Raw genomic sequence first — 12,181 nt, forward strand, 5'->3', positions numbered from 1 at the left:
CCCCCTTCGTCGGTGCGGTCAGCGGGGCGGGGAGACCTGCCGGCACGCGAGCAGGTAGGTCTGGCCGAACTGCTCGGTGGGCTCGAGCACGGCCGACTCCGCCCACTCGTTCCACGCGTTCACGAAGACGATGCGGCGCTCGACGGGGCGATCCGCCTGCGCCTCGAGGGCCGCGGCGAGCCAGCGGCGGAACGTCCAGGGGTTCGCTCCCGTGAACGCCATCGGGGTCCACTGCTTCCGCGCGGTGTTGTCGAACGTCACCATCACGCCGGGGTAGTGGTGCTCGTCGAGGGCGGCGAGCTGCGCGATCGCCGCGTCGGCGGTGCCGCGGTACTGCATGAGGTTGCCAGCGAAGCGATCGTCGACCTCGCCGGTGCGGTCGGACGGGATCCACGGCAGGTTGTGCGGCGCGAACGTCAGGGTGCCGTCGGCGAGCCCCGCGAGCGCCGGGCGCGGCAGCCCGCCCATCTGCTCGCCGATGTCGACCGCGAGCACGTGCAGCTCGCCCGCGCCCTCCTGTCGCGCCCGCTCGCGCCAGTGCGCGATCGTGGCAGCGGCATCCGGCACCGTGCCGATCTTGTAGACCGCGATGACCGCTGCCCCGTCGACCCGCAGCCACCGCGGGTCGCGCAGCATCGGCAGGATGTCCTCGATGAGCTCCGTCGCCGGCACCCGGTCGTAGTCCTGACCGATCAGCACGTCCGCGTCGCGGCCGTCCCAGCGCCTGGTCCAGTTCTCGTTCGCCCACATGATGCAGAACGGCTGGTCGACGTCGCCGTCGGCGAGCCGCTGCAGCGGCAGCCCGAGCACGCGACGGCCCGCGAACCAGTAGTGGTAGTACATGAAGCCGGCGACGCCGTGCGCGGCCGCGAGATCGCGCTGCCGTTGCCGCACCTCGTCGAGCGCGAGGTCGTAGAAGCCCAGCTCGCCGGGCATGAGCGGCACCTGGTGCCCGGGGTAGAGCGGCTTCGCCTTCGCGACGTTCGCCCACTCCGTGAACCCGGCGCCCCACCAGCGGTCGTTCTCGGCCGTGCGATGGAACTGCGGCAGGTAGAAGGCGATGACCCGGCCCTCCGCGGTCGCGCGGTCTGCGCGGCCGTCGAGCTGGGCGAGCTCGAGCACGTCCATGCCGGCCTCGACGGCGCCGATGCCGATGATGCGCTCGACGGCGTGCGCGGCCGTGCCGTCGATCTGGCCGGCCTCGGCCTCGAAGTCGTCGCGGTCGATGCGCAGCGCCCGCAGCGCCTGCAGCAGGAAGCCCCGGATCCAGTACATCGAGCCCGCCGCGAAGCGCAGCTCGTCGGGCTCGAGCGGCATCGACAGGCGCTCGAGGAAGCCGCGCACGAGATCCAGGTTGGAGCCCCAGTGCTCCGCGCCCGCGACGCTGCCATCGGCCGTGACGATCCCGATCGAGCGATCCCGCCGGAAGGCCTCGACGATCGCGGCGACGCGCTCGGGCGAGCCGAGCAGCGAGCCGACGAGCGCCGCGCGCCACTCGTCGCCCGAGCCGGCCAGCTCGGCATGGCCCTCGCGCCACTCGCTGCGCTTCGTGTGCACCTTGAGCACGACGTCGTACGGATCGAGGATGCCTGCGTTCACGAGCTGCACGAGCGGCCAGATGTCGCGGCCGTGGTTGTCGACGGTGAGCACCTCGGCGTGCGCGGCGCGGGCGGCGGCGAGCCGCGATCCCGAGATCGCCTCGCCCGAGGAGTTCGTCACGAAGAGGTCGAACGGCTCGCCGATCGCGGGCAGGGCGGCGAGCAGCTCGTCGAGCAGCTCGGCGTAGTGGCAGTGCACCACGACCGCGATGCGTGCGGGCGCCGTCGGCCCGGAGCGCTCCCGCCAGTGCGTGGGGAAGCCGACGAAGCGCGCGCCCTCGAGCCGGCGCTGCCACGCGGGGAACGAGGAGGGACGGGAGCGGTCGGTCGCGCGCCTCGCCTTCGGACCGCTCGAGGCGGCCCTCGCGCGTCGCACCGCTCGAGCGCCCATCGCGCCGATGCGGCTCGCGCGCGACGCCCACACCTTCGGATCCCAGGCGTCGGGCCGCTCCGCGCGCGCCTCCGCCTGCTCGAGCTGCGCTCGGAGGCTGTCGATCTGCTGCTGCAGCTCGATGCGGTCGGCGTCGCCGGCTGCCGTCATGCCTGCTTCGCCATCAGGGCCCGGATGGCCGTGGCATCGCCGTACACGACCTTCGAGTCGTACGGGCGGTCGGGGAACGCGCCGTACTCGAGCTCGATCTCGAGCCCGTGGTCGGCGATGAAGCGCTCGACCTGCGTGCCGAGGGCGACCGGCTCGCCCGAGCAGACGTTGATGACGCCGGCCAGCTCGTCCTGCATCGCGACGGCGGCGATCTGGCGGCCGAGCTCGTCGACGTGGATGAAGTCGAACTCGTTCTTGCCGGACGTGAACGGGAACGTGCGCTTGCCCTGCTCGGCTGCCTCGAGGAGCTTCGTGAAGATCGACTGGTTGTTCCGGTCGTCGCCGTAGATGTAGTACGCGCGGAGCCACTGCACCGTGGTGTCGCGGAAGTCCGCGAAGACCGCGCGGCGCAGGGCGTCCTTCGCGATGCCGTAGAGCGATGCGGGAGCGGTCGGGGTGTCGGCCGTGATCGCGCCCTCGAAGCGCCCGATCTCGTGCATCGTGCCGAGCACCGCGAGGCGGGTGATGCCGGCCTTCGCGAAGTGGCTCAGCACCCGGAAGTGATCGGAGAGCCGCAGCATGTGCACGGGGGAGTTGTGCGCGAAGCCCGCCTCCCAGGCGAGGTGCACGACCGCATCCGGCCGGTCCTCGATGAGCGCGTCGAGATCGGTGCCGGGATCGAGCAGGTCGGCCTCGACCACGGTCGCGCGCTCGTCGATGCGGTAGGCGCGGAAGTGGCGCACGACCGCCGTGACGCGCGCGCCCCGGTCGAGCAGCGCCGCGACGACATGCCGTCCGATGTAGCCGCCCGCGCCGGTGACGAGGATGTGCTGGGCAGTCTGGGTGTTCTCCATCACCGTCGATGCTACTCGCCGGGATGCAGGGGGAGCGGGAAGGCCATCGTCTGCAGCCTGCCGAGCTCGACCCTGGCTCGCTGCTGCCGCACGGCGAACACCACGAGCAGCACGATGCCGAGCTCGATGAGGGGCCGCGACTCGGCGATGCCCTGCACGGCCTCCGCGATCAGGATCATCAGCGGCACGGCGGCGATGGGACCCGCGCCGCGCGGCGCCTCGGCCAGGTCGCGCGCGGCGCCGCGGATCGTCGACGCGAGCAGCCACGCCCACGCGAGCACGCCCAGGATGCCCGCCTGCATGAGCACATCGACCCAGACGCTGTGCGCCTGCAGGTAGACGATGCCGTCCTGCAGCCCGAGTCGGTCGTACGGCTCGACCCACGGCATCCAGTAGCCCATCCAGCCGCGGCCGAGCAGCGGGGAGCCCTGCCACCACTCGAGCGCCCCCGCCCAGATCTGGAAGCGGTCCTCCATCGACGCCTCGCGCCCGAGCGCCTCGACGACGCGGTCCCAGTTGCCGACCGCCCAGGCGACGAGCACGGCGAGCAGCGCCGCCGAGATCATGACGGCGGGGCGGAACGCGCCGCGCGGGCGCCGCCGCCAGGTGTAGACGAGCCAGAACGAGAGCAGCACGACGACCGCGGCCGCGAGCACCGTCATGGAGCGCGTCAGCGCGAGCACGACCACGGGGAGCGCCGTCCAGAGCCACCAGAGCCGCCGGTCGAGCCCGGCGCGCTGCCGTCCGATCGCGACGATGAGGGCGAGCAGGGCGATCATCGCCGTGAGGTTCGGGTTGCCCGTGATGCCCTGGATGCGGTGGCCCCAGAAGATGCCGCCGGTCGACCACGGGATCATCGGCAGCCCGCTGCTGTGCTCGAGCCAGACGGGGTACACAGGCCCCTGCACGAAGAGCGCGACCACGATCTCGAAGGCGAGCGACGCGATGAGCAGGCCCTGGAGGCAGCGGTGCAGCACGTCGAGCAGCGCGTCGAGCGGCAGCGTGGCGAGCAGCACGGCGAGCATCACGTGGACGAGCAGCAGCGAGACGCCCAGCAGCGTCGCGAGCGGGTGCGGCGTGACGATGAGGGTCGCGGCCGCGACGCCGACGAAGGCGAGCAGCGGCGCCGGCAGCCAGTGCCAGCTTGCACCCGAGCGCCGCAGCGCGAAGAGCGCCCACAGCAGGGTGATGCCGCTGAGCGCGCCCCAGGGCCCCCAGCCGATCAGGTTCCGCACCAGGTCGCCGCACGCGAGCTGCAGGACGATGAACGTCGCGAGCAACCGATTCTGGGCGCGCACGAGCATGGAGGCGATTCTCGCACGCGTGCTCCTGAGGGCCGTGTCGTAGTCTCGGGCCGGAGCGGAAGCGCTCCGGGAGGGGCGGAGCCGGATGCAGCAGGGGTCGGACCGTCAGCCGGCGGCCGCCCGCGGCGCTCGCCGATGGCCCGCGTGTGCGGCCGCGGCCGCCGTCCTCGTCGCTGCGCTCGCGTTCCAGGCGGTGCGCATCCCGACGCTCGAGCACGACGTGGTGTGGGCCGAGGACGGCGCGGTCTTCCTGCGCGGCGCCCTGGACGACCCGGTCGGCTCGATGCTCGCGCCCTACGCGGGCTACCAGCATGTGCTGCCCCGCCTGCTCGCGGGCGCCGTCGTGGCGCTCGCGCCGATCGGCAGCTACGCGGCGGTGGTCTTCTGGGTGAGCGCCGTGGTCGCCGCGCTCGTGTGCGCCGGGACGATCCCGCTCGCGCGCTGGGCGGTGCCGTGGCTGCCGGCTCGCGTCGCCCTCGGGCTCGTGCCGGTCGTCGTGCCGCTCATGGCGCCCGAGATCATCGGCAACCTCGCCGATCTGCACACCTTCGCGCTGTGGCTCGGCGTCTGGATCGCGCTCTCGATGCCGGCCTCGCGACTCGAGTCTTGGCTGATCGCGGTCGCGGCGCTCCTCGCCGCCATGACGGAGGTGCAGCTGCTGCTGATGCTGCCCGTGCTGCTGCTGCGCATCCATGTGCGACGGCCGCTGCTGTGGCCCGTCATCGGCGGCTTCCTGCTGGGGCTCGCCGGGCAGGCGCTGTCGTGGCTGCTCGCGCCGCGGAGGGGCTACGAGGGGGTGCCGATCGGCATCCCCGACGTCGTGGTGGGGTGGCTCGCGAACGTCGTCATGCCCACGGTGCGCCCGGAGGAGCAGGGCATCCGGGAGGCGTTCGCCGCCCAGGGCCCGCTCGCGGCAGCGCCGATCCTCGCCGGGTTCGCGCTCGCGGCACTCGTAGTGCTCGTCTGGGGCTCCTGGCGCGCGCGGCTCGCGGGCGCGGTCGTGCTGCTCGCATCCGCCTCATCGTTCGGCGGCTCGCTGCTCGCATCGCCGATCGAGCAGTTCCAGTACGCCTCGATGCAGGGCGAGGACTGGCTGACCGCGATCGTCGATCTCCGGTACGGCGGCGCGGCCGGCATGCTGCTCGCCGCGATCGTCCCCATCGCCGCCGCCGTCTCGGTCGAGCGGCTCTCCGGCCGGTGGCTCCTGCTCGCTCGCCCGGTGCTCGCACTCGGGCTCGCGGCCTTCATCGGCGCGATGGCGTGGCAGTCGCCGGGCGCGGGCTCGCATCGGTCGGGCGTCGAGCCGTGGAGCGAGCAGATCGCGCGCCAGGCCGCGGCGTGCGAGCGCGGCCAGGACCCGGGCGTGCTCTTCATCGCCCCATACAATCGAGAGCTGGTGCTCGACTGCCCCTCGATCACTGGTGCGCAGTGAAGGGACACCCATGCTGAAGGCGCTCGCGCTCATCCCGACGTACGACGAGATCGAGTCGCTTCCGGTGCTCGTCGACCGGCTGCTGGCAGCGGTGCCCGAGCTCGACGTGCTGGTGCTGGACGACGCGAGTCCCGACGGCACGGGCGAGCTCGCCGACCGGATGGCGGAGGCGGACCCGCGCATCACCGTCCGGCACCGAGCGGCGAAGCTCGGTCTCGGCGCGGCCTACCTCGACGGGTTCGCGCTCGCGATGGAGCGGGGCTACTCGCACGTCGTCGAGATCGACGCCGACGGCTCGCATCCCCCAGGCCGGCTGCGCGCGATGCTGGAGCGCGCCGACGCAGGCGACGAGCTCGTGATCGGCTCGCGCTGGATGCCGGGCGGCAGCGTCGTCGACTGGCCGAAGCGCCGCGAGGCGCTCAGCCGCGGCGCCAACCTCTACGCCCGGCTGATGCTGGACGTGCCCGTGCACGACATGACCGCCGGCTACCGCGTCTACAGCACCGACCTGCTGCGCCGGCTCGACCTCGACGCGCTCGAGAGCCGCGGCTACTGCTTCCAGATCGACATGACGGTGCGCGCGCATGACGCGGGCGCCGTCATCAGCGAGGTGCCCATCGAGTTCCGCGACCGCGAGGCGGGGGAGTCGAAGATGTCGGGTTCGATCGTGGGCGAGGCGCTCACGAAGGTCACCGGCTGGGGCATCGGGCGCCGCGCCGCGCAGCTGCGTGCGCTCCTGCCCCGCTAGCGGACCCTGCCGAGCAGCTGCGTGTAGGACTCGCCGCTGCCGCGCCCGAGTGCGCCCGTGAGCCCGCGCAGCTGGTGCTGCATGACCGAGAGGCGCTGCTCCGCGAGGCGCGGCGAGATCGAGACGCGCGGCCGCATCCCCTCGTCCTGCACGGCGAGCGCGACGAGCCGCGCCCACTCGTCGACCGAGAGCCGCGGCAGCTCCGCCGCGGCGTCGCGCACGCGGGCGCCGAGCGACGCGGCGATCTCGCCGCGCAGGATCGCGAACCCGGCCTGCGCGACGACCGGCGCGCTCGAGCGGGCGCGGATCCCCAGGCGGCTCGCGGCCACCTCGAGCCGAGCGGTTGCGCCGGCCGCCTCGTGGCCGAGCTCGCCGAACCATCCGCGCTGCAGCGCCGGCGCGGTGACGAGCGCGCCGACCGAGGGGTCCTCGAACGCCGCGGCCGCATCCGCCAGCCGGTCGGGCAGGCCGAGCGACTCGCGGGCGTCCGAGCGCCGGTCGTCGCGGTCGAGGCCGGGCAGCTCGGCGGGGATGCCGTCGGCGAGCGCGAGCACCGCGAGCTCCTCGTCGGCGCCGGCGAGCGCCTCGAGCGGGTGCACGCGCACGCCGACGAGCTCGACACCGGCGAGGTCGCGCGCCTCGAGCGCGGCGAGGGTGCCGGGGGCGCCGGCGAGCACGATCCTGTCGGCGCCGCGCACGGCGCCGACGCGCTCCTCCCAGCCGGCGGATGCCTCGACGAGCGCGACGGTCGAGGGCTTGGATGCGAGCGCCGGCGCCAGCACGCGCCACTCGTGCATCGTCTCGAACATGTCGCGCTGGTCGGCCGTCCGCGCGAGGTGGCGGTCGAGCATGCGCATGTCGAAGCGACCCGAGCGGGCGAGGAACTCGTACAGCTCGCGTGCGTTGCCCGTCGCGTGCTCGTCGATGACCGAGTCGATGCCGGCGAAGAGCGTCTTGCGCTTGAAGATCGGGCACCCGCGGTCCCGGATGAGCTCGACGGGCATTGAGTTGAGCGGGTAGAAGGTGGTCTGCCGCAGGTCGGCGGTGTCGACGAACGGCTCCCAGCGGAAGCCGAGCGACGAGAAGTGGTGCGTGAACCGGGCCTCGTGCTTCGCGACCGCGTGCGCGTAGTCGGGGATGGGCGGCAGGTCGTCCCAGTACGCGTGGAAGAGCGCGGACGAGACGAGCGAGCGGCGCGCGGCGATGAAGTGCGACTGGAGGTGCTCGTGCAGGGTGGGCGTCTCGAGCAGTCCCCAGGGATCGAAGGGCGCCCCGTGGTGGACGGTGATGCCCCAGAAGTCGAGATCGCGGTCGTCCATGCGCGCGAACATGTCGTCGAAGGAGGCCACCGGGCCGATGATCGTGAAGTTGTACATGACGAGCTCGTCGAAGTCGTCGACGACGTCCCAGCCGAGGTGGTCGAGCGCGGTCTTGTACGCCCACGAGTCGAAGCCCTCGTTCGCGCGCACGACGAGCTCGGTGCCCGACATGGACTCGAAGCGGGCGCGGCTCGCGTCGTCGAGCCGCCCGTTGACGACGATCACCTGGTGGCTGAAGTGCGGCGCCAGGCTGTCGAGCAGGGTGAATACGTACTCGTCCGCGTGACCGTCGGCGTCGTAGAAGAAGAAGATCCCGAGGCGGCGGACGCCTTCGATGTTCGCGAGCCGCACGGCTAGCGGCCGATGATCCGTCGAGCGACCCGGCGGGCGACGCGGCGTCCCTTCGAGACCGCGCGGCGCGCGATGGAGCCCGGTGCGCCCAGCGGGCCAGGAGCACGGTCGAGGGCCGCCTGCAGGGCGTCGGCCCGGGCGACGGCGGAGCGCAGCTCGCCCTGCTCGACCGCGCGCTCGCGCTCGAGGCGCGTCAGCTCGGCGCGCAGCCGGTCGAGCTCCCGCTGCAGGTCGTCCGCGTCCAGTGCCTCGTCCATCCCGTCAGCCTAGCGAGCCGCCGCGGCTACGGCCTCGGGCTCCGCGGCGACGGGCTCGGCCGTCGGCGGGACCGCCTCCGGGGTGACGGATGCGTCGCGAGCGCGCCCGATCAGGAGCACGCACGCGGCGACGACGACGGCGGTGAGCCCGATCGAGGGGATCACGAGCAGGGCGGGCTGCCACTCCGGTCGCAGCAGCATGGTGAGCAGCGCGTCGTCCTGGCCGACCGAGAAGCGCCGCAGGATGTAGACGAAGCTGACGACCTGCGTCACCCCGACGGTGCCGAGCAGCCACCACCGCAGCCGCTCGCCCACCGCGGAGGAGCCGACGCCGCGGTCGTCGATCGCGACGCCCGCGGCGATCGTGATGAGCGGGACGACCGCGAGCATGTACCGGCCGAGCCAGATGTATCCCGCGTCGTTCATGAGCATCGCCGAGAGCGCGATCGGCGTCAGCACGAAGGCGACGATGAGCAGCGCGATCGCGATCGCGAGTCCGCGGCGAGCGAGCGCGAGCCCTGCGAGCGCGAACACGATGAGCACCGCGAGCAGCACCATCCTGCTGAACGGCGGCCCCTCGGTGTCCTGCCACCCGTACCAGTTGACGAGCTGGTCCCAGTGCAGCGGCAGGTAGTCCCACGCGAGCCGGGCGCCCTGCCCCGCGGACTCGCCCCGACCGGTGGTGGGCATGCCGCCGATGCCGATCTCCGGCGGGCGCAGGATCCAGAGCGCGCTCAGCGCCATCGCGACCGCCGAGGCGGCGACGGCGACCCAGAGCTGCCATCGTCGCAGCAGGCCGCCGAGGATCTCGGGGCGGGCCGCCAGCAGCGCGGCGGCGATCGCGAACAGCAGCCACAGCGGCGTCACGCCTCGCGCCGACACGAGCAGCACGGCGCTGACGGCCACGAGTGCCCCTCGCTCGACGAGCTCGCGATCGGTGCTGGGCGTGCGGCCGAGCGCCAGCAGCGTCGCGAACACCGCCGCGGCGCCCGCCCACTCCCAGCCGTTCGGGTTCATCGTGCCGCCGATGTAGATCGCGGTGGGAAGGGCCGCGACGGCGAGCCCCGTCAGCGCCCACCGGTGGCGGGAGAGCGTTCGCAGCTGCATCGCCGCGACGCCGACGAGCGCGGAGAAGACGAAGGCGCTCCACAGCCGCATGAGCCACATGCCGGCCTCGCCGCCGACCAGCAGCGAGGGCCACCCCACCAGCACGTAGTAGGTGGGGAGGTTCACCCAGGCGCTCGAGGTGCCGGTGGTCAGCGGGTCGACGTCGTCCGCCACGTCGGGCTGGCAGCTGCCGGGGGTGAAGGCCTGCCACGCAGTGCACGTCAGGTCGTACGAGTCGGCGATGCCCTCGGGCACTTGGAACTCGGCACGGCCGGTGTCGGCGAACGCGCCGGCGGTCCCGACGAGCTCGCCGCGCACGGCGGCCGCGGCCCTGATCGTGTGCGAGGGCTCGTCGGTCACCGACATGAGCGGCGTCGCCTGCGACCACAGCGCGGTCAGCAGCCAGACGATGACGGTGGTGAGCGCGAACGTCCGCCAGCGCTGCCGCGCGGGGACGACGGAGACGGACGGATTCATGGACGTGACTCCCCTGAGTGGTCTCGACGTCGATAGAACAGCGAGCGGTAGGTGCGCTGCAGCGCCTGGCGCGGGAGCGCCCGGAACGCCGAGCGCACGAGCACGTTCCCCCACGACCGCGGGCGGGAGACCAGGCGGTACGAGACGAGGTTGCGCTGCATGAGCCGCTCGGCGCGCAGCATGCCGGGGGCGGCCCGGCGCTGGAACATCGCGGCGCCGGCGCGGAACAGCACCAGCGGCTCGGCGAGGTTGCGGAAGCGGGAGCCGTGGGCAAGCAGCCGTGCGAACACGTCGTAGTCCTCCATGAAGGGGACGGGCCGATAGCCGCCCACCGCGAGGAGGTGCTCGCGGCGGATCACGGCGCTCGGGTTGTTCACCGGGCTGTTGATCCGGGCGTACCGGACGATGGCGTCGTGCTCGAGCGGGAGCGAGCGGGTGCCGACGACGTTCGTCGCGTCGCCGTCGAACTCCAGCATCGCCGAGCCGATCACGTCGATGCCGCCCTCACGCAGCACGGTCATCTGCGTCTGCAGGCGCTCCGGCACGGAGATGTCGTCGGCGTCCATCCGGACGATCCAGGGATGCCTGGCCACCTCGAGCCCCGCTTGCGCCGCGATCGCGGAGCCCCGGTTCTCGGGCAGCGCGACACGCACGAGCGGGATGTCCCTGCCCTCGAAGCCGGCCAGCACCTCGAGCAGCGGCGCGCCCAGCGGGCCGTCCTCGACCACGATGATCTCGTCAGGGGCGAGCGTCTGCGTGAACATGCTCTCGAGCGCCTGCGCGAAGTGGTCGGGCTGTACGCGGTGGTACACGGCCATGAGCACCGAGGTCCGCCACGCATCCATTCAGCCTGTCCTCTCGGTCCGTGCGATCACCGCAGCGTGCCAGCCTATCCCGAGCAGCGGGCCGGCCATGAGCGCCACCACGGTGCGAGCGGTCAGGTCGAGCGGCAGCAGCAGGAGGGCGAGCGCCGCGATCGTCGCGACCCACCAGCCCACCACGTACCCGCCGTGGCGCTCGTGCGCGAGGGCCGCGGATCCCGAGAGGAACAGCGCAGCGGTGAAGCCGGACGCGAGCGTCAGGCCCGCGAGATCGGCGCCCGGGACGTCGAAGCCCTCGCCCATGAACGCCAGGATCGGCGGGCCGACGACCCAGGCGGCGGCCGCGCCGAGGGCTGCGATCCCGAGCACCGCGAGCACGGGCAGCAGCAGGGCGCGCACGCCCGCGGCACGCCGGTCCGCGAAGTGGACGACGATCGCGTTCTGGAACGACGTCAGCGGCACGAGCAGCGGGGCGCGCGTCAGCGTGACCGCGAGGATCAGTCCACCGAGCACCCGCGGATCCTCGCCGACGGCGGTGGCCTTCAGCAGCACCGGGAACCCGACGACGAGCATGGCGGTCGCCGAGGCCGCGACCATCGCCTGCACGACGCGGGCGATGAACGGTCGGAGGGCGACATCCGCGCGCAGGCGCAGCGCCGCCCGGCACTCGGGGGAGAGGAGCACCAGGAGCATCCAGGTGATCGATCCGCAGACCGTCGCGATCAGCAGCCCGACCTCGGGCGCGCCGAGCAGTGCCGCGGCGAGCGCGACGACGAGCCGCAGGGCCGCATCGACGGTGAGCAACGTGCCGTAGAGCCCCCACCGGGCCGCGCCGGAGAGGGCGCCGCTCAGCGCCGCCTGCATCGCGAAGCTCGCGATGGCGACGGCCAGCAGGCTCGCGCCGAGCGCGGAGTGCTCCGGGATGAGCGTGCCCGCCCAGGCGGGAGAGGTCGCGAGGATGAGCACCGCGGCCACCGCGCCGAGCCCGACGGCCGCGGCCGCGGGCCGAGCGCCGCCTGGCGAGCCGGACGCGAGGCCGCCGTGCACCGCTCGCGTCGACTCGTGCATCAGGCCGTTGACGATGCCGGTGAGCGCGAAGAAGGCCGACCAGTAGACGGCGAAGAGGTCGTACCGCTCGGCGCCGAGGCCCCGTGCCGCGATGAACAGCACCAGGTAGCCGGAGACCGCGGAGAAGATGGTGGCGGCGGCGACCCCTCCGAGGCCAGCGCGAGCGGAGACCGGGGCGCTCACGCGGCGCGGCGGCGGACGCGGGTGCAGGGCGGTCTCATGCCGATCAGCCTATGACCGCCGTGTCCCGGATCCCGATCGGACGGCGGTGCTCCCGACCCACGGCGGGGGTCGCGGGTAGACT

The 12,181-nt window shown here is 73.1% G+C and carries 10 protein-coding genes; 2 read left to right on the forward strand and 8 right to left on the reverse strand.

Annotated elements, in window-relative coordinates:
- Positions 1–18: 18 nt before the first annotated feature.
- From ACLQ21_RS07930 to ACLQ21_RS07940, 3 genes are read right to left on the reverse strand one after another with little or no spacing between them, the layout of a single operon-like run.
- Positions 19–2,139: a glycoside hydrolase family 99-like domain-containing protein gene (locus ACLQ21_RS07930; protein WP_425662708.1), complete on the reverse strand. Its 2,121-nt coding sequence runs from the start codon at positions 2,137–2,139 to the stop codon at positions 19–21.
- Complete coding sequence (locus ACLQ21_RS07935) at positions 2,136–2,993, reverse strand: NAD-dependent epimerase/dehydratase family protein (protein ID WP_425662709.1); 858 nt, start codon at positions 2,991–2,993, stop codon at positions 2,136–2,138. The genes ACLQ21_RS07930 and ACLQ21_RS07935 overlap by 4 nt, the downstream gene beginning before the upstream one ends.
- 11 nt (positions 2,994–3,004) lie before the next feature.
- Positions 3,005–4,297, reverse strand: a complete 1,293-nt coding sequence (locus tag ACLQ21_RS07940; protein WP_425662710.1) for an O-antigen ligase family protein — start codon at positions 4,295–4,297, stop codon at positions 3,005–3,007.
- Positions 4,298–4,382: 85 nt separating this feature from the next.
- Between ACLQ21_RS07940 and ACLQ21_RS07945 the strand changes: the two genes are divergently transcribed.
- Positions 4,383–5,729: a hypothetical protein gene (locus ACLQ21_RS07945; protein WP_425662711.1), complete on the forward strand. Its 1,347-nt coding sequence runs from the start codon at positions 4,383–4,385 to the stop codon at positions 5,727–5,729.
- Between the two features lie 10 nt (positions 5,730–5,739).
- The gene (locus ACLQ21_RS07950) at positions 5,740–6,477 is read left to right on the forward strand and encodes a polyprenol monophosphomannose synthase (protein WP_425662712.1); all 738 of its coding nucleotides are present in this window, start codon (positions 5,740–5,742) and stop codon (positions 6,475–6,477) included.
- On the opposite strand, the gene ACLQ21_RS07955 is transcribed toward ACLQ21_RS07950, so the two are convergent.
- Genes ACLQ21_RS07955 through ACLQ21_RS07975 form a run of 5 tightly spaced genes read right to left on the reverse strand, consistent with a single transcriptional unit; the run spans position 6,474 to position 12,060 of the window.
- The gene (locus tag ACLQ21_RS07955) at positions 6,474–8,147 is read right to left on the reverse strand and encodes a rhamnan synthesis F family protein (protein ID WP_425662713.1); all 1,674 of its coding nucleotides are present in this window, start codon (positions 8,145–8,147) and stop codon (positions 6,474–6,476) included. The two genes, ACLQ21_RS07950 and ACLQ21_RS07955, sit on opposite strands and share 4 nt — an antisense overlap.
- A gap of 2 nt (positions 8,148–8,149) precedes the next feature.
- On the reverse strand, positions 8,150–8,404 hold the full coding sequence (locus tag ACLQ21_RS07960) for a hypothetical protein (protein ID WP_425662714.1): 255 nt from the start codon (positions 8,402–8,404) through the stop codon (positions 8,150–8,152).
- Between the two features lie 9 nt (positions 8,405–8,413).
- Positions 8,414–9,988, reverse strand: a complete 1,575-nt coding sequence (locus ACLQ21_RS07965; RefSeq protein WP_425662715.1) for a DUF2142 domain-containing protein — start codon at positions 9,986–9,988, stop codon at positions 8,414–8,416.
- Positions 9,985–10,833: a glycosyltransferase gene (locus tag ACLQ21_RS07970; RefSeq protein WP_425662716.1), complete on the reverse strand. Its 849-nt coding sequence runs from the start codon at positions 10,831–10,833 to the stop codon at positions 9,985–9,987. The genes ACLQ21_RS07965 and ACLQ21_RS07970 overlap by 4 nt, the downstream gene beginning before the upstream one ends.
- Entirely contained in the window at positions 10,834–12,060 is a 1,227-nt protein-coding gene (locus tag ACLQ21_RS07975) for a hypothetical protein (protein ID WP_425662717.1), read from the reverse strand.
- Positions 12,061–12,181 lie beyond the last annotated feature (121 nt).

It is taken from the genome of Agrococcus sp. DT81.2, from assembly GCF_049844935.1.
Classification (GTDB): Bacteria; Actinomycetota; Actinomycetes; order Actinomycetales; family Microbacteriaceae; genus Agrococcus.